Annotated in this window: 15 protein-coding genes; 6 read left to right on the top strand and 9 right to left on the bottom strand. The window is 64.0% G+C overall.

Features of this window, described 5'->3' with window-relative positions; all coding sequences use genetic code 11:
- Window positions 1-2: 2 nt before the first annotated feature.
- The 9 genes from KBB96_RS14655 to KBB96_RS14615 all read right to left on the bottom strand — a co-directional run bounded on the left by KBB96_RS14655 (window position 3) and on the right by KBB96_RS14615 (window position 10,087).
- Window positions 3-215, bottom strand: coding sequence for a DUF350 domain-containing protein (locus KBB96_RS14655; RefSeq protein ID WP_211630192.1), 213 nt, complete (start codon window positions 213-215; stop codon window positions 3-5).
- Between the two features lie 12 nt (window positions 216-227).
- On the bottom strand, window positions 228-377 hold the full coding sequence (locus KBB96_RS14650) for a hypothetical protein (protein ID WP_211630191.1): 150 nt from the start codon (window positions 375-377) through the stop codon (window positions 228-230).
- A gap of 10 nt (window positions 378-387) precedes the next feature.
- Window positions 388-2,289, bottom strand: a complete 1,902-nt coding sequence (locus tag KBB96_RS14645) for a DUF4178 domain-containing protein (protein ID WP_211630190.1) — start codon at window positions 2,287-2,289, stop codon at window positions 388-390.
- A gap of 85 nt (window positions 2,290-2,374) precedes the next feature.
- Complete coding sequence (locus KBB96_RS14640) at window positions 2,375-5,692, bottom strand: SbcC/MukB-like Walker B domain-containing protein (RefSeq protein ID WP_211630189.1); 3,318 nt, start codon at window positions 5,690-5,692, stop codon at window positions 2,375-2,377.
- 12 nt (window positions 5,693-5,704) lie between these two features.
- Complete coding sequence (locus KBB96_RS14635) at window positions 5,705-6,334, bottom strand: DUF4194 domain-containing protein (RefSeq protein ID WP_211630188.1); 630 nt, start codon at window positions 6,332-6,334, stop codon at window positions 5,705-5,707.
- Entirely contained in the window at window positions 6,331-7,809 is a 1,479-nt protein-coding gene (locus tag KBB96_RS14630) for a Wadjet anti-phage system protein JetA family protein (RefSeq protein WP_211630187.1), read from the bottom strand. The genes KBB96_RS14635 and KBB96_RS14630 overlap by 4 nt, the downstream gene beginning before the upstream one ends.
- A gap of 121 nt (window positions 7,810-7,930) precedes the next feature.
- Entirely contained in the window at window positions 7,931-8,128 is a 198-nt protein-coding gene (locus KBB96_RS14625) for a hypothetical protein (protein ID WP_211630186.1), read from the bottom strand.
- 26 nt (window positions 8,129-8,154) lie between these two features.
- Complete coding sequence (locus KBB96_RS14620) at window positions 8,155-9,228, bottom strand: DUF3500 domain-containing protein (protein ID WP_211630185.1); 1,074 nt, start codon at window positions 9,226-9,228, stop codon at window positions 8,155-8,157.
- A 127-nt stretch (window positions 9,229-9,355) separates the two neighbouring features.
- Window positions 9,356-10,087: a superoxide dismutase gene (locus tag KBB96_RS14615; RefSeq protein WP_211630184.1), complete on the bottom strand. Its 732-nt coding sequence runs from the start codon at window positions 10,085-10,087 to the stop codon at window positions 9,356-9,358.
- An 84-nt stretch (window positions 10,088-10,171) separates the two neighbouring features.
- Here KBB96_RS14615 and folP point away from each other — a divergent pair, with 84 nt between their 5' ends.
- The 6 genes from folP to KBB96_RS14585 all read left to right on the top strand — a co-directional run bounded on the left by folP (window position 10,172) and on the right by KBB96_RS14585 (window position 16,620).
- Window positions 10,172-11,035, top strand: a complete 864-nt coding sequence (gene folP / locus KBB96_RS14610) for a dihydropteroate synthase (protein ID WP_226373549.1) — start codon at window positions 10,172-10,174, stop codon at window positions 11,033-11,035.
- A gap of 74 nt (window positions 11,036-11,109) precedes the next feature.
- Complete coding sequence (locus KBB96_RS14605) at window positions 11,110-11,949, top strand: hypothetical protein (RefSeq protein WP_211630183.1); 840 nt, start codon at window positions 11,110-11,112, stop codon at window positions 11,947-11,949.
- 47 nt (window positions 11,950-11,996) lie between these two features.
- Window positions 11,997-12,551 (top strand): hypothetical protein, encoded by a 555-nt coding sequence (locus tag KBB96_RS14600; protein WP_211630182.1) that lies wholly within the window; start codon window positions 11,997-11,999, stop codon window positions 12,549-12,551.
- 40 nt (window positions 12,552-12,591) lie between these two features.
- Complete coding sequence (locus KBB96_RS14595; RefSeq protein WP_211630181.1) at window positions 12,592-12,795, top strand: hypothetical protein; 204 nt, start codon at window positions 12,592-12,594, stop codon at window positions 12,793-12,795.
- 56 nt (window positions 12,796-12,851) lie between these two features.
- Window positions 12,852-13,658, top strand: coding sequence for a hypothetical protein (locus tag KBB96_RS14590; protein WP_211630180.1), 807 nt, complete (start codon window positions 12,852-12,854; stop codon window positions 13,656-13,658).
- A 91-nt stretch (window positions 13,659-13,749) separates the two neighbouring features.
- Window positions 13,750-16,620 carry an ATP-binding cassette domain-containing protein gene (locus KBB96_RS14585; protein ID WP_211630179.1) on the top strand — a complete coding sequence of 957 codons (2,871 nt, stop codon included), beginning with the start codon at window positions 13,750-13,752 and terminating at the stop codon, window positions 16,618-16,620.
- Window positions 16,621-16,630: the final 10 nt, after the last annotated feature.

Raw genomic sequence — 16,630 nt, 5'->3', positions numbered from 1 at the left:
GATCAGTGGATGGAGGCGGCGATGATGATGCACAGGCCGAGGCCCACTCCGGCGACGACGATGGCCAGGGGGAGGTTCTTCTGCTCGATCAACTCCTTCCACAGGTCATAGGGAGTGAGCTTGTCCACGATGATGAAGGACACGCAGAAGATGATGATGCCGATGATCGAATAGAGCAGCGACGCGACGACGTCCTTGAGGTTGATGAGGTCCATGGCGGGGCGTTTTTATTTGTGATGGAAGCCGGAACCATGTCCGGACGAGGAAAACAAACGGGCGGGGGACATCGTGTGGATGAGACTCCAGCCACGCGAATTGGCGAAGAAGAGGTAACCGGCGGCGGCCGCCGTCCAGGCTAGGTAGATGAGGTGTTTCATCGGCGGCAGGTCATGAGGTGAAATCGCTTTCGCTCCAGCGGCGGGCTTCGAAGGAGAAATTCCGGATCTTCGCCCACAGCGGCCAGATCCAGATGGCGATGAGGCACAGGAAGAAGTTCGACCAGAAGATGCCGCCCCGTTTCAGCGTGATATGGAAGGGCATCTTCGCCAGTGCGGGATCGGCATCCGGTGCCAGTTGGAGATGGTAGCGTCCGGGAGGCACGCCGGGGATGTCGCTGCCCGCCTTCTGGCTGCCTTCGGTCCAGTTGCCATCATCGTAGCCATGGTAGTATTCCACGGAGATGTCCGCCGGATAGGTCTGGCCGGTGGTTTCGTTGACGAGGTCGGCATCGAGGCCGATCCATGAATTGTCGACCGCGGCTTCCGCTTCCACGCGTGCGGGACTCTGGCCGCCATCGAGATCGAATGAAGGCGAGACCAGCGCGGGCATGGGAGGCGCTCCGGCAACAGGCTTCTCATAGGTGAAGTCTTGGTTGAGCACCACCTTCTTACCCGCACCGGCCATGCCGACGATCTGGATGATGAGCAAAGCAGCGGTGGCGATCCATGCGTAGCGGCTCAGCGTGGGAGCGCGGGTCGCCCACGGGTTCGGTTGGTTGAGATAGACGCCACTGGCGAACGCGAGGTTCTTCATCCCGAAGGCGGCACCGACCTCCGGGCCGGAAATATACTCGCCTTCCGACCAGGTGACTTCTTCGAGCTCCGGATAGATCTCGGAGGACAGGATACGTGGCGGATTGATGTAGTCCGCCACGGTGGATTTTTCACCGATGCGAACCCGCCAGTAGAACTCACCCGCCACCGCCACGACCATCGATTCCTCGCGGGCGAAGAGCTTGTAGCGGCGACCCTCAAAGACGGGCGACATCGGATCGGGTGATTCCAGCACGCGGCGCATGTAGTTCCAATGGCCGTTCCACTCGGTCAGCCATGCGAAGCCGTGCCATGGATTGTAGAGCAGGCCTTCAGTCCACTGGGAGTATTGATCACGGCGCTTTACGCAGCCGATGATTTCCCACTCGATGCCCTTCAGCGTTCCACGCGTGCCGAGCGGCAGTGGCGGGTGTTCCAAGCGCGAGGCCGCTTCGATTTTCTGGGCAACGGCGACTTTGCTTCCTTTCGCATCCAGCAGCGTACCGCAGTGACCGCACACGAGACTCTGGGTCAGACCGGCGGCCTTCACCTGGATGACTCCGCCGCATTCCGGACAGCCGACTGCGTCGGTATTGCGCTTCTCCACCGGTACCGGTTCACCGTTCCAACCGGGCACGGGGCGCAGGCCTTCCCAAGCGATTTCCTCCGGCTGGGCGGATAGACCGAGGTAGAAGCGCGTTTCCGGGCCGTCGCTTTCGAGTCCTGCGAATTTCCGGCCCGGGCCAACGAGGTCGATGCCGACCCATTCGTCGTTCGGCTTCGCGATGAAAGGCAGTTCGCCTTCGCCGGCGATGACGCGGGTTTTTTTGTGATCCGTCTTTCGATAGGCGTCCTGGCCGATCGCGATGGACGACTCGGGACCGAGCATCGCGATCTTGTCGAACTTGAAACCCGGCGGCACCGGCGCGGCCTCCGAGATCATGAAGAAGCCCTGCGTCTCCGCGATCCAGCCGTAGCGGTCTCCGCCGAAGTCCGCGTACCATTCATTCCACGTGCCATCCGTCCAGCCGACACGCAGACGGCCCATCAGGCGGAATGGGCGGCCATTGTGATCGCCCCTCGCACCGATCTGCAGCGGGGTGACGTCCGGCGGCAGATCGGCCATCTTGCCGATCGTTTCGACCGAGGCGTCCTTGCGCACCACCATCGACTGGCAATGCTGGCATACCGCGAACACCGCGCCCGGTGTTTCAAAGGGAACCGGTGCCCCGCACTGTGGACAATCGAACTGGCGCATTTTCGCGCATGATGGCGGGTTTTGTTAGCGCGGCCAATGAGAAAACGGGGGCAGATAAGTAGCACAAGTTGGAAACTCGTCCTACTTACGCAAGCGCCTCGGCGAGCTTCCCACGGTCGACCTTGACGCACCAGTTCTCGATGTTCGTCACGCTGCCGCTCTTGTCATCATAGGCGCGCTCGACGCGGGCCTGCACCACCGTTTCGGCGTGCTGGATCATCGTCGGCAGGCGGTCTTCGGGGAAGGCCATGATGAGCTGGAGTCCGAAGTTCCGGGCCAGCGCGAGACAGGCGTCGATGCGGTCGCCGGAGAGCTTCGAGAAGGCCTCGTCCATGATGACCACACCGAGGTTCTGGCGCGTTTCCTTGCGGCCGATGTCATAGACGCGCTGGAAGGCGGCGAGCATGGCGACGAAGAACGGAGCCTGGTTTTCGCCACCGCTCTGTTTCTTCGCGCTCTTGTTGAGCGAGATCGCGGCGCCTTCGCCCTTGCCGGTGGGGGTGGCCTGGATATCCCAGTGATGGTAGAACCGGTAATCGAGTGCCTTCTGATGACGAGGATCCTCGGCATTCTCGATGGCGGTCATCAGCGCCTGCTTGGCGCGCTCGATGTCCTCCTTGCCGCCTGCAGCGAAAAGTTCGAGGCCGGGATTGAGGCCCTTGTCGACCAACGTCCAGATCGCACTGTGGGTGCGGTCGGCGCGCATCGAGAGCTGGTAGCGCCAGCCGCCGATGTCGTGATCCATGGCGCGATTGAGTTCGCGCTTGGTGCGCTCCGCTTCATCGAGCTTCTCCTTGAGCACATCGAGCACCTGGTGCTGGAGGCGATCCTCCCACTCGCGGCGGGCGTCTTCAGCCGCGGCACGGAAGCGTTCGAGTTCATGTTCCTCCAGCTCCCTGCGGCGTGCCTCGTAGCGGTCGTTGGATTCGTCCGCGGGATCGAAGACCTCGGCGGTTTCCGGATGCTTCTCGGCCAAAGCGCGGCGTTCGATGTCGCGCATGTCGCGGGCCTTTTCCGCATCGTGACTGCGGGTGTCCGCGACCACCTTGGCGGCGTCGATACGCTGTTGCCATTTCGGGAACTGGTCACAGACCGATTCGATCTGCGAGGCGATCTCCGCCTCGCGCACGCCTTCGAGCAACTCGCGGCTGAACTGGCGGGTGTGCAGGGCGCTGCGCTCGTCTTCCTCCGCCGAGGCGATGGAGTCGAGCAGCTCGCGCTCCTGTTGGGAGAATTTCGACAAGGTCGCATCGAGACGGCCGATGCGTTCGATCACGCCGTGGAAAGTTTTCTCCAGCACGCGGAGTTTCTCCACCGTCTCCTCACGTTCCGGAGTGGCGAGCAGGCGGATGGTTTCATCCAGCGACTGCGCTTCTTTCTTCAAACGCGGGAGCTGATGAAGACCACCGGTGCCGCTGGGCGCGTCCGCCTTGTCGAGGTGCCACTCCTGACCGCGGTGCAGCCACAGCTTCCAGCCATCGCGGGCATTGCGCAGGCGCACGAGTTCCTCGCGGACCTGCTCCAACTCGTCCTCGCGCAGCGTGCGCAGACGACGCAAGCCTTCTTCACCGATGGTGAATTCCTTTGAGGGTTGGAGATGCAGCCGCAGCGGCGGATCCTTCAGCCAGCCATCGCGTGAAAGCGCGCGCGGATGCTTGTCGAGCTGGCGGGCTTTCTCAACGGCCACGACATCCCCGAACAGATGACGGAGATAGGCCTTCGCATCATCGTTGGCGGTTTCGAAAAAGTCGGCGACGGAACCCGCCTTTGCTTCGCGCTTGGTGAGTTCCTCCGGATGAACCAGCGGCTCATCGATGTGACCGAGGCGCTGGGCCTGATCCCACGCGGCGGTGAAATCTTCCGCGAGCACCGCCTGGCGATTCGGGCCGAGCAGCGACTCCAGCAGCGGCCACCACGGTTCCGCTTCGGGCTTTACCTCGATCACCCGGCCAAGTGCGACGGCACGCTGGCCGCGTGACTTCAATGCATCCAGCAATGGTGACGGAGCGGCGCTGCCCTTGCGATCGAGATCATCGAGTTCGCGCTGGAGCCGGGCCTCGCGGGCTTCGAGATCCTTGATCTTTTCCTCAAGCGGGCGGAGCTGATCCTGGCCGTCATTGACGAGCATCTGATAGATGCGGGTCATGCGCGCGGCGGCATCGAGGGCGGGCGCTTCCTCGGTGTCCTGCATCTGCTTCATCCAATCGCGTGCCTGCGATGGCTCTTCAAGGCCGAGCGACTTCGCGAGTTCCAGCCAGTGCTTCCAGTGCTGGGTGCGTTCGTAGAGGAATTCGCGCGCGTGCTTGGCGGCTTCGCGCAGCGCGTCGATCTCGCGACCGAGTTCATCGCGGCGGCTGCGGTTCTGCGCGAGGTGGGCGATCTGTGAATCATTGCCCGCGACGAGGCGCACGGCGGCGAGCTGCTGGTCGAGCTCGTTGCGTTCGGCGACCGCGGATTCGTAGTCGGCCCGTTGCTCGGAGTTCTGAAGGCGGAGCTGATCGATGCGGGTGCGATGACCGGTGAGTTTCTCCAGCTTGTCCTCATGGGCGAGGGCATCGCGCAGATGGGCGTAGAGACGGGCCTCGCGGCGGGCCTCGTGATAGGCAGCATGCTGGTCGCAGATGCGGACCAGCCGCTGGTGCTGGTCATGCATCGTATCGAGCCGTTCCTGGGCACGGCGGTGTGCATCCACGCTGGCGCGTACGGCCTTCACATCCGGCAGGCCCGGCTCCAACAGATAGTCGCGGATGAATTTCTCGAAGCTGTCCACCGGCTGGAACGCCATCGAGTTCGGCAGCGTCTTGTTCATCTGCGGCCGGTCAAAGCCGAGATGCGAGCGCGAGGCCATCTCTTCGAGATAGCTGGCCTGCCGGTCCCATGCCTCGCCTTCGAGATCGCGCTTCAGGTGCACGCGGAACTCCTCCTCCGAGAGGAAGGCGATCGAGTCATCGAGAAGCTGTTGGGCGAGGAAGTCCTCCTTTTCGAGTCGCCCGGGAACGGTGAACCACAGCGTGCGTGGCTTGGCGGTCGGGCCTTCGTATTCGATGCGAGCGCCCCAGGTCTCGCGGCGCGGTTCGGGTTCACCAGCTTGTAGTGGCCATGCGAATTCCAGACCGGCGAGTGTCACGCCGCTGGGGCGCAGGAAACGCTCCTGGCCGTCCTTGCCGACGGTGTTGGTGTCGCAGAGGCAGTAGCCGCGCAGGGTGCGTCCGCTGCCTGCGCCGGCCGCTGCCTTGTTGAAGCGGCTGCCCGCTTCGCCGAGCATCACGAACTGCAACAGGTCGAGCAACGCGCTCTTGCCCGAGCCATTCGCTCCGGTGATGAGTGTGAGGCCGGAGACATCAATGAACTGGCGGTAGCCGTACCAGTTCACGGCGAGGATGCGACTGAGATGAACGCGCATGGAGAGAAATGACTAATTGGAAGAGGCTTCAGCGGTGGGCTGATAGAGCGCGGCGCGGGCGAGCCAATCCTCGATGGAATCGAAGGGGATCACACGGGGCAGGCTGGGGAGGACCTCGATGAGCATTTCACCGAGTTGGGTGACGCCATCCGGTTTGTGGGTGCGGATCAGGCGATGGCGCTTCAGGCGCGCGAGCAGGGCATCGAGGTGGGTTTTTTCCGGCGGCTCGATCTGGTCGAAGGTATTGCGGAAGCGGTTCCACAGATCGTCCACGGTGATGACGACGGAGGACGACATCTGGGTGGTGCGATGATCGTCCCAGGCGCGCCACAGCACCAGGAGGAGCAGCGTTTCATCCTTGGTGAATTGGCTGAGCAGCAGGCAGGTCTCCGGGCGCGGGCGTGCTTGGAGGAGGAAGAAGTCATCATCGACGATCAGCTCGAGCCCGAGCGGAGCGAGATAGTCGCTGAGATGCTCGCGGTAGTGATCGCGCGCCAGCAGGAACAGATCGCGGTTGCCACCTTCCGTGCCGATGATCGTGCCGCGGCCGAGCAGGTCGGCGAGGATTTCGCGCAGCGGCGCGCGGTCGGTATCGGGCACGTCCGCCCAGAAACGCGGCCAGTTGGGATCGGAGTCGTTCATGCGTGGCGGGTGATGGCGAAGCGCTCCATGCGCCAGCCGGCTTGTTCGTCGTGAGGGATGGTTTCGGGATCGAGCCCGTTGGCGCGGCGGTGGCCTTCCACCTTCCAGCGGATGGTCTTTCCATCCATGGTGGTGGCGTGGTCGTAGGCGGCGGTGGCCAGCAGATCGAGCATCTCGTCCACCGAGGAGGCGGTGAATTGATCGGTGCCGGTGGTGGCCGCGAGCTTGTCGGCGAGACGTGCCACGAGACGGGCGGCGCGTTGGGGCGTGAGGGCGAGACGCTGGCGCTCGCGCAGCGCGGCGAGCGTGTCGTCCTCGTCATTCTCGCGGTTGCCACTTTGGGAAAAGGAAAGGTCTGCGGGCGTCTTCATCCGGCGTGTGCGGGCGAGCGAACCGATGCCATAGAAGCAGCGCATTTCCGGCACCAGTGGTGCGAAGTCCGGCGCGGTATCGCGCATCGCGCCGAGACGTCCACCGGCATGCGCGGCATTGAGCGCATCGCAGTAGGCCTTGATGATTTCGGGGCGGCGTCCGCGCAGCTCGGTCTGGTAACGGTAGCGTTGCTGGGAGAGCTGGTTGAAGCTCGCCATGCGCGCGTCGATCGCATCGGCGACGAGACGGATCGCGGCAAGGCGGCGCTCGAGATCACGCAGCGCGCGCTCGGCACGGGCGTAAGCTTCATCGGTTGGCCAGCCGTAGTGGGCGGCGAGCCCCTCGGCGAGGCGTTCCTTCACCATCGGCTGGTCGCGGCTGTCGCCCACCTTGGAACGGGCAACCTGGAGGCGCGGCAGCAGGCCGTTTCTACGAAGGGCATCGTAGCACACCATGTGCTGGCCCGCGCCGAACTCCGCATAGAGCAGCCGCAGCGTCTCGGCGGGGGATTCGCTGGCGCGCTGGCGCTGGTCGAAGATCGAGATCAGTTTCTCCACGCCGTGGAGCTGGATGACCGCGTTCTCAAGACGTGCGTTGAGATCAGTGACGGTCGCGCGCAGTTCATCGGCGGTGCGCAGCAGCGGATCGAGAATGTCCTCGCGCTCCAGCGTTTCGCATACGCCGCGGACGGTATCGGCGAAGGTGGTGAGCTCGGCGATCTCGTCCTCTGCTAGTTCGCGGAGCAGGCGGAGCAACGGACGCAGCCCGGGCGAGACCAGCGCCCAGCGTTCATGCAGGCCGAGCTGCTGATCCTCGATCCAACCCGCATCGCAAAGCCGGTTGAAAATCTGGCCGGCCTTCTGGCGGGCATCGCGGAGGGACGCGCCCTCGTCCTCATCCAGCACGATCCCCGGATGAGCGGCCAGCGTCTCGCGGATCACCGCGATGGCTTCGGCATGCGGGACGCGCCCGGCATCCCCGGCGGTGTCCGCGATCCGGTCCGCGCAGTCGATGTAGAGCGCCGCCGAAGCCCTAGAAAGGGGACGGAAAAAATCCCGCGAAACCGAGTCGAGGAGGCGGTGGCTGAGGGAATCGCGGGACATGCGGGAGCGGCTGGGAGGCGCAGTCTAGCCCGCGCCACCGCCCTGCCAAGTCCGGGAGGGGGATTTCACGAAACCTGCTCAAATTGAATGGATTGAGAAATTGTGCTATCCCGGCCTATGGTTAAACCAGCCGTGAGAGTCTCCGCTGGAGAGAAAGGCAGATCAGCATCCATGCCAACGACGACCGGACGACGCGGGGGAGAATTCGCGCCGCCCGATGCTGTGCGAGCCGCCGATCCAGGCGCGGTTCCAGAATCGCATGAGCCCGCTTGGTCAGCGCCTCGCCATAGGCTTCGATTCCGGCGGCGTGAAGTTTCATGGGTGCGGTTTCCGGAAATCACCGGTTTACTCCTCGTGGCCCTTGTAGTGCTCCGCGAGCAGATCCCGGCCGAAGTCGCCTTTGAAATCACGCCATGTGGTATGCATGTGGTTGGCGTTGTTCTGGATGTTGGCGGTTTCGATCAGGAAAGTAGGGCCTTGGATGCGGTAGTAGAAGGCCTCGCCGGGTTTCAGGCCGCCGGCCCAGCCGAAGCGGACTTTCTCCAACCCGGCATCGCGGATTTCCTTCCACTCCGCTGCGGCGATCTCCGGGCGATAGCGGTCGATGTATTCGCCAAGAAGCTGTTGGAGGACGAGTTCCTGCGCCTCGGTCATGTCGGACGCCTGCACGCCCACTGCTTCCAAATGCTTCACTTCGCGCTCGGCAGCGGTGAGAATTTCGGAGGGCGGCTTGGGATCAAACACCACCGGCTTGCCTGCTTCCGCAAGGGCCGCTGCCAGTTGGCGGGCCTTGTCTTCTTCTCCCGCGAGTGCGCGCGTGCCTTTCTTCGGGCCCTCGACGCGGACCTCGCCGGGATTGGAGCCCATGAACGTCGGCGTGATGGCGACCTTGCCGCCCCCAAGCGTCATGTTGACGGAAATGTGATGACCCTCGAAACGCCAAGCCCAGCCCTTGCTGTCGCCGGGCGTGCCGAAGACAGTCACGCAGTAAAGGCCCGCATCACGCAGCTTCGGGTTGTTTTCGATGCCCGCCAGCACGGCTTCCAGCGACATGATCGTCTCCGCCTTGGCCATGCCCTTGTCGCTGAGCGCGGCGTGGAGCAGTTCCAGCGCCGCCTTTTTCTGGGCCTCATCGAGATCCTTGAAGGGGATGCCGTTGCGGGGTTTCGGGATGAAGTGCCAGTTCAACCGCTCGTCCGCATCCATCGGATAGGTGGCCTTCTGAAGTTGCTCCGGCTTCAGCAGCGCAAGGAAAGCCTTGGCGGAGCGCGCCATGTCCGGAGCCATTGGAATGCCTGCGGCGGGCTTGGCCTCGGCGGGTGCGGGTTTCGCGGGAGCCTCCGCGACTTCGGAGAACGCGGGCAGGACCAGGGCCGCCGCGCATAGCACGGGAATGAGGGACTTCGAGGAGGGTTTCATGGCAATGGAATGCAATCGACCCTTATAGACGCTCCGTGCCGACGTTTTCTAGCGGGAAGATTCCCTTGCGAAACAAAAACACCCGGCGAGTGGCCGGGTGTTTTCAGGAAAATGTTTGGTGGATCGATCAAACGGTCTTCTTGAACCGCTCGTTCACCTTCGACCAGTTCACCACGTTCCACCAGGCATTGATGTAGTCCAGGCGCTTGTTCTGGTAGTGCAGGTAGTAGGCGTGCTCCCAGACATCCAGGCCGAGGATCGGTGTGCCTTGGTCCGCGGCCGGGACGATGCCCTTCATGAGCGGGTTGTCCTGGTTCGGGGTGCTCACCACCTTGAGCTTGTCATCTGCGGTGGCGATCAACCACGCCCAGCCGGAGCCGAAGCGCTTGGTGGCGGCTTCGGCGAAGGCGGTCTTGAAGGCATCGAAGGAACCGAAGGCCTTGTCGATCGCCTTGGCCAGCTCGTCGGACGGCTTGCCGGACTTGTCGGCGGGAGCGAGCGTTTCCCAGAAGAAGCTGTGGTTCCAATGGCCGCCGCCATTGTTGCGGAGCGTGGTGCGCAGCGCCTCGTCATTGATGCTGGGCAGCGTCCGCAGCGTGTCGATCAGCGGTTCGGCCATCAGTTCCTCGTTCTTGGCACGAGCTTCGTTGAACTTGGCGATGTAGGCCGCGTGGTGCTTGTCATGATGGATCTCCATCGTCAGCGCGTCGATGTGCGGCTCCAGCGCGTCCTTCGCATAAGGCAGATCCGGCAGAACGATCACTTCGGCGGCGTTGCTTTTGCCGGGAACGAGGGCGGTGGAGGCGGCGGCGAGCGCGCCGAGTTTGACGAAAGTGCGGCGGTTGAATTCCGGATTCATGCCCTGCAAGCTAGCGCGGGATGTTAGGCGCGCAAATGGAATCGATTCTCGGCAAGCGCACCGGCCGCTGGTTGGATCCGCCGCATGATCTGGCGCCTGCGCGACCGCGAAATCCTTTTCCCTCGGCGACCGCTGGTGATGGGCATCGTCAATATCAACGACGATTCCTTCTGCGGCGATGGCACGCTGGATGCCGCCGCAGCTCTGGAAATCGCCCGCCAGCAGATCGCGGACGGCGCGGACATCATCGACGCCGGAGCGGAAAGCGCCCGCACCAACCGCACCGCCATTTCCGTGGACGAGGAAATCGCGCGTCTGCGTTCCTTCCTCGCTGGTTGGGAGGATCTCGTCGTCCGCAGCCAGCCGCGAGATGCCGTTCAGGTCTGGCCGCCGGTGCTTTCCATCAACACCTGGCGCCCCGAAGTCGTCGCCGCCATCGTCACCGATCCCCATGTCGAACTCGTCAATGACATGGGTGGCCTCCCCGATGACCGCAATGCCCGGCTCTGCGCGGAGTCCGGAGCCTCGCTGCTCGTCATGCACAGCGTCGGCGAGCCGAAGATTCCTCATCTCCACCAGCAGTGGGAGGATGTCATGTTTTCCATGGAAACATTCTTCGCAGGCAAACTCGCCGTCTGTGATGCCGCCGGACTCGACCGCTCCCAGGTGATTCTCGATCCCGGCATCGACTTCGCGAAGCAGCGTGATGACAATCTCACCGTTTTCCGCGAACTGGATCGTCTCCAACAGTTCGGCTGCCCGATCCTCGTCCCTGTCTCGCGGAAGACCGTGATCGGGGAAGTGCTTCACCTTTCCGATCCATCTGCCCGTGATGCCGGGACGGTGGCGTGCATTTCCGCCTCTGTTTCGCGCGGCGCGCATGTGCTGCGGGTACACAATGTGGCCGCCGCCTGGCAGGCGGTCACCGTGCTGTTTGCATTGCAGTAGCAAGGATTGGTGGCCGTTCCTGAACCATTTTGATCTTGCTTTGATCGGATGCCGGATGATATGCGCATCGGGCAATGAACTTGCGTTCTCTAACACCGGCGCTCGCCGCCTCGCTTTCGTGTCTCGCCCTCATCGGCAACGTCCAGGCCCAGAAGGAGGAGTCCGGCGCGAAGAATCCGCCGATTGATATCAAAAACGCGGTCGACAAGGGAGTGGCCATGCCCACGCCGCTCGACAAGTTCCTTGCCCTCACGCTCCTGGTGAAAACCAAGGACATCGACTGGAACGGCACTTTCAACGCGGTGGCCGTGGACGTCGATCCGGACAAGTACACCGACAAGGATGTGCTCATTCCCGAACTGCTCGGCATCCGCATCGCCGATGGCGTGATGGCCATCCAGGCGAAGGACGCCGAGATGCTCGGCAAGGCCGCCTCGGACATCGAGAAGCTCGCCGACAAGCTCGATGAAAAAATCGATCTCTCCCGCGCCAAGCGCGTCCGCACCATGGCCAACGAAGGCAAGTGGATGGATGTCTTCCGCGAGCTCGGATTCCTCCAGCAGGACATCATGAAGAAGCTCGAGGAAAAGCCGAACGATCCGCGCAGCTCCCTGCTCATGGTCACCGGCTGGGTTCAGGGCAGCCGCTACTCCAGCAAGCTGATCTCCGCCCACTACAGCGACGCCAGCTCCAACATCCTGCGCGAGCCGCTGCTTGTCGCCGCCCTCCAGGCGAAGATCGACAAGCTGCCTGCGGACATCAAGAAGGCACCTTCCGTGGCGAAGATCGCGTCGGCGCTCCCGCGCATGCACGAGATCGTCAACGTCGGCATCGACAAGCCGATCGCGAAGAAAAACGTGGACGAGCTGCAGACGCTCGCCACCGATTGCATCAAGGGCATTGTCTCGAAGTAAGACCTGCCCGTCTCCGAACCGATCTTTCCCCGATCCAGTAGACTCCCATGAAAACCAAATCATCGCTGGCATTGTTTGCCCTGGGCCTCGCCGCCCTCATCCTGCCGGCTGGCAGAGCATTCGCCGATCCGGCCTCCGCCGAAGACGACGCCTACCAGATGGCCGTCAAATACACGCAGCGCGGCTACGCCATGGCCCCGACCAACACCAGTGGTGTCGGCGCGGGTGGCACGCTGATCCGCTTCATCGTCCCCGTCAGCCGCGGCCTGGACTATGTCTTCCTCGCCGGCATCGATGATTTCGTCCGCGACATCGACATCTACGTCTATGACGAAGTGGGCAACCTGATCCTCGACGACCGCCGCCCGACGCGCCGTGCCGGTGTCCAGTTCCGCTCCGGCTACAACGGCACCGTGCAGGTCTACCTGCACCTCCGCCAGACCAACGGCATGGGTGCCTACTCCGTGCTCGTCGGCCGCCGCGGCGCCGTGCGTGACAAGAACGAGACCACCAATCCGGACGGCTCGCTCGTGACCGACCCGACTCTTCCCGGTGGCACGGCTCCCGCCACCACGAAGGAATCTCCGGCCGGTGGTCCGTGATCTCCGCCCTCGTTTGAAAACAACCTTCCCTTTTACTCAAATGAAATACCTCACCATCCTCGCTTCCGCCGTGGTCGCTCCGATGCTCCTGACTTCCTGCCCGGAGCCGCGCCGTGACGTCGTTTACTACGTCCCGGTCCAGCCGAAGAAGACCACCAAAACCACCACCGTCGTGGTGAAGCCGAAACGGGAATCCGCCGAAGGCTTCGAGGCCGTCAGCAAGCCCGGTTCCTACTCGAACTGAAAAACGACAACTTTTCTTTGCCGGGCCTGCAAAGGCCCGGCATGGTTGTCTTTGCCATGACCGCTTCCACCAAGATCGCGGCAATCGCCGCCGTATGCGCCTGTGGGCTTTCCAGTTGCGACCGCCAGGGCGATCCCGGGTTGCGCGAGCGGGTTTCGCTTCTGGAAGCGGAACTTTCCCAGCGCGATGACTCGCTGAAGAATCTCAAGGAGGAGATCTCGAAGAAGGAAAAGGAAGCCGACAGCGCGTCCTCGTCTTCGTCGTCCTCCGCACCGGCCGCAGCCGATCCGGCCAAGGCCCGCCAGAGCTACCTTGCCGCCGTCGAGACCATCCAGGCCTCGCTGGCGAAGTCGCTCGGCTCCGATGGCGCGGTGGACCGTGCCTCGGTTTTCCCCGTGACCGGCCCCGATCCGGACTACCCGATCTCCTCGAAGGTCGGCTTCACCATTCTCGCGAAGAACGGTCGCAAAGCCGAGATCGTCGTCCCGCTCGTCGCGAATGCCGCGGGCGAGTGGAAGGAACCGACCGGCGATGAAATCGCGGCCCAGTTCCGCAAGTCGCTCTCGTCCATGCCCGCCGTCGCGGACAATACCGGCACCGCGCCGACTCCCACGCCGCAGCCCCAGCCAACTCGTCCGCAACCGCAGCCGAACCGTACGCCGAATGACGTGATGGGCGCGAACCGCACCGTGCAGGTCGGCTGGGACGAACCCACCGTTCCGGCTCCGCAGCCGCAGCGCCCGGCCAATCCCACGCCGCAACCGCAGCCGACCCCGCAGCCCCCCGCGCAAAAGCCCGCGGGCCAGCCACCGGTGAAGCCGATGCCGAGCAACCGCGACGTGATCATCGACTTCGACCGCTGAACCGTGGCGGCGCTTTCCAAGCGCCCGACCTCCGTCTCTGTCATCCAGAGCCGCAGGCTCCCTCTAACAAGACCCTCCGCGTCCTCTCTTCATGCTCGCCCGGCTGACCGTCACCGATCCGAATGGCAACCGCTTCGATGCGGAGCTCCCCAAGGATCTCGCCACCCTAGGCAACTCCCCCTCGGACAAGATCCGCGTCACGGCGTTGCCGCCGAACATGGGTTCGCTCTTGGAGTTCGCCTTCCAGCCGTCGCGCTCCACCTGGACCGTCCGGCCGCTGCCGAATACCGGCCCGGTGTGGTTGAATGGAAACGAACTGCTGCCTTCGCCCGGCGGCATGCCGCTCCAGTCCGGGGATGAAATCCGCGCCGCCGGATTGCCCATCCGCTTCCAGGTCGCACCCGCCCCGCCGCTCTACAACGGCCAGCCGGTCACCACCATTCCCATGCCCGCGAAGGGCGAGCTGGTCATCGGCCGCGCCGCCGATGCCGGGGCCGCGCCGTCCGCCGTCCGTGTGGATCTGGATGCGGACGATCACCGCGTCTCCAGCGAGCACGTCAAGATCCGCATCGAGGGCAAGGAGGCCGTCATCGAGGACGTCAGCCGCCTCGGCACCACCCTCAATGGCTCCGCCTTCTCGAAGGCTCCGCTCGTCTACGGCGACCGCTTCCAGATCGGCTACTACGTTTTCGAGTACGATGGCCGCTCGCTCCGCTGGCTGGACGATGCCTCCTCCGGCACCATCGAGGCCATCGGTCTGGTCCGCCGCGCCGGCGGCCGCACCATCCTCAACAAGGTCTCGATGCACATCCGCCCCGGCGAGTTCGTCGGGATTCTCGGCGGCTCGGGGCAGGGGAAATCGACCCTGCTCAATGCCCTCTGCGGCATCGTCCCCGCCTCGGAGGGCGAGGTCCGCATCAGCGGCCAACCGCTCACGGACCGCAAGAGCATCCGCGATCTCGGCGTCGGCTACGTGCCGCAGGACGATATCGTCCACAAGGAACTCACCGTGGATGACGCGCTGCTGCTCAGCGGCCGCCTGCGCCTGAATCTGCCGCTCGCCGCCATCAAGGCCCGCATCGACCGCATCATCGACCAGCTCGGCCTCCAGCCGCACCGCCACAAACGCGTCTACATGCTCTCCGGCGGCCAGCGGAAGCGTGTCAGCATCGGCATCGAGCTGCTTTCGAACCCCTCCGTCCTCTTTCTCGATGAGCCCTCGTCCGGCCTCGACCCCGCCACGGAGGAAAACCTGATGTCCTTGCTCCAGCGCCTCGCGCTCACCGGCATCACCATCGTCTGCACCACCCACGTCCTCCAGAAGGCCTACCTCTTCGACCGCCTCCTCTTCATTCAGGACGGCCGCCTCGTCTTCGCGGGGAACAGCGACGAAGCCCGCGCCCACTTCCTCGGCGGGGAAACCGTGCACCCCGGCCAGGTGGAGGCCCCGTTGGAAAAAATCTACGCCATCCTCGCCGATGGCGCGCACACCGGCGAGCAGCTCGAGCAGGCCTTCCAGCAATCGCCCTACGCCGCCTCCGTCACCCCGCGCCAGGACGTCGTCGCCCGCCCGGTGAAGCCGGACAAGGCCCGCAAGGTGCCCTCGCTCGTCTCCCTCTACATCCTTCTGAAGCGCCAGTGGAAGGTCCTCATTGCGGACCCGCTGAACCTCGCCTTCCTGCTCGCCCAGGCCGTCGTCATCGCCGTGCTCATCGCCTGGGTCAGTGATGACATCGGCATGCGCATGTTCCTCGCCGTCGTCGCCTCCATGTGGTTCGGCTGCTCGAATGCCGCCCAGCAGATCATCGGGGAAATCATGATCTTCCGCCGCGAGCGCGTCTGCGGCCTCGGCCTCCAGACCTACTACCTCAGCAAGGGGATGTTCCTCTGCGCGCTCACCGCCGTGCAGACGCTGCTGCTCTTCGCCTGCGCCCACACCCTCGGCCACGTCTGGCACCCGGAGGAGTTCAACCGCACCGAGTTCGACCGCCGCCTCACCGAGCGTGTCACCGCCGTCGCCGGCCGGGAGGACCCCGCGCCCGCCAATGACGATGACTTCGATGTCGTCGGGGGCGAGGAGGAGGGTGCCGCCGCCAAGAAAACCGCCGCCGTCGCACCGAAGGAACAGGCACCCCCGGCCCCGCCGTCCGAGGGCACCAAGAACCGCCTAGCCCTCATCTCGAAGTGGTTCTACCTCGAGCCGAACATCGTCGAAAGCGGCCCGCGCGATCTCCTGCTCACCAATGGCGAGCGCGCCCGCGGCAAGGATGGGAAGCTGCTCACCTTCTCCGGCATCCCTATCAGCAAGGTGCTCGTCACCACCCTCGGCCTGCGCTTCGGCGGCCTGCTCGCCGCCGCCATGATCGGTGTCGTCCTCGGCCTCACCATCTCCGCGCTCGTCCGCAGCCCCACCCAGGCCGTCATGTGGGTGCCGCTCATCCTCATCCCGCAGATCCTCTTCGGCGGCTTCGTCATCCCGTTCCCGGAAATGACCAAGTCCGCGCGCGCCTTCTCCCAGATGGTGCCCAGCTTCGCCGCCCAGCGCCTCATCGATGTCTCCCACGTCTTCGGCCGCGCCACCCCGTTCTTCGCCAACCGCACCAAGACCCCCGTCTTCCTCACCCCGGATGGCGCGAAGGAAACGGTCAAATGGCAGGCCCGTGGCGAGGAGCTGAACCAGGACTACGACAAGATCTCGCCCTTCAACCGGTCCATGCAGAACCTGCTGGTCTACCCGGAAATCCGCGGCCAGCACAAGCAGGAGACCACCCCCGTCTCCGGCACCTTCACGACCATCATCCGCGACTCCGTCAAGAAGCGCGACGACGTGATGTACCTGAAAGGCACCATCTTCTCCAACCTCCACCCCGCCGCCACCGCCGCCCTCACCCTCGCGGCCTGGGCGTTGCTGGGTTACATCCTCACGGTCGGAGGACTGGCGTTCAAGCAGTCGGGGAGCTAACTTCGTGAAA

Origin of the sequence: Luteolibacter ambystomatis, from assembly GCF_018137965.1 — a bacterium.
GTDB classification, from domain to species: domain Bacteria; phylum Verrucomicrobiota; class Verrucomicrobiia; order Verrucomicrobiales; family Akkermansiaceae; genus Luteolibacter; species Luteolibacter ambystomatis.
The sequence above is the reverse complement of the archived record's forward strand: the minus strand, read 5'-3'. Positions and strand labels throughout refer to the sequence as shown.

What these genes read in the sequence shown, in the direction of transcription:
- KBB96_RS14655 (WP_211630192.1), bottom strand. Translation starts at nt 215, where the DNA reads ATGGACCTCATCAACCTCAAGGACGTCGTCGCGTCGCTGCTCTATTCG.
- KBB96_RS14650 (WP_211630191.1), bottom strand. Translation starts at nt 377, where the DNA reads ATGAAACACCTCATCTACCTAGCCTGGACGGCGGCCGCCGCCGGTTAC.
- KBB96_RS14645 (WP_211630190.1), bottom strand. Translation starts at nt 2,289, where the DNA reads ATGCGCCAGTTCGATTGTCCACAGTGCGGGGCACCGGTTCCCTTTGAA.
- KBB96_RS14640 (WP_211630189.1), bottom strand. Translation starts at nt 5,692, where the DNA reads ATGCGCGTTCATCTCAGTCGCATCCTCGCCGTGAACTGGTACGGCTAC.
- KBB96_RS14635 (WP_211630188.1), bottom strand. Translation starts at nt 6,334, where the DNA reads ATGAACGACTCCGATCCCAACTGGCCGCGTTTCTGGGCGGACGTGCCC.
- KBB96_RS14630 (WP_211630187.1), bottom strand. Translation starts at nt 7,809, where the DNA reads ATGTCCCGCGATTCCCTCAGCCACCGCCTCCTCGACTCGGTTTCGCGG.
- KBB96_RS14625 (WP_211630186.1), bottom strand. Translation starts at nt 8,128, where the DNA reads ATGAAACTTCACGCCGCCGGAATCGAAGCCTATGGCGAGGCGCTGACC.
- KBB96_RS14620 (WP_211630185.1), bottom strand. Translation starts at nt 9,228, where the DNA reads ATGAAACCCTCCTCGAAGTCCCTCATTCCCGTGCTATGCGCGGCGGCC.
- KBB96_RS14615 (WP_211630184.1), bottom strand. Translation starts at nt 10,087, where the DNA reads ATGAATCCGGAATTCAACCGCCGCACTTTCGTCAAACTCGGCGCGCTC.
- folP (WP_226373549.1), top strand. Translation starts at nt 10,172, where the DNA reads ATGATCTGGCGCCTGCGCGACCGCGAAATCCTTTTCCCTCGGCGACCG.
- KBB96_RS14605 (WP_211630183.1), top strand. Translation starts at nt 11,110, where the DNA reads ATGAACTTGCGTTCTCTAACACCGGCGCTCGCCGCCTCGCTTTCGTGT.
- KBB96_RS14600 (WP_211630182.1), top strand. Translation starts at nt 11,997, where the DNA reads ATGAAAACCAAATCATCGCTGGCATTGTTTGCCCTGGGCCTCGCCGCC.
- KBB96_RS14595 (WP_211630181.1), top strand. Translation starts at nt 12,592, where the DNA reads ATGAAATACCTCACCATCCTCGCTTCCGCCGTGGTCGCTCCGATGCTC.
- KBB96_RS14590 (WP_211630180.1), top strand. Translation starts at nt 12,852, where the DNA reads ATGACCGCTTCCACCAAGATCGCGGCAATCGCCGCCGTATGCGCCTGT.
- KBB96_RS14585 (WP_211630179.1), top strand. Translation starts at nt 13,750, where the DNA reads ATGCTCGCCCGGCTGACCGTCACCGATCCGAATGGCAACCGCTTCGAT.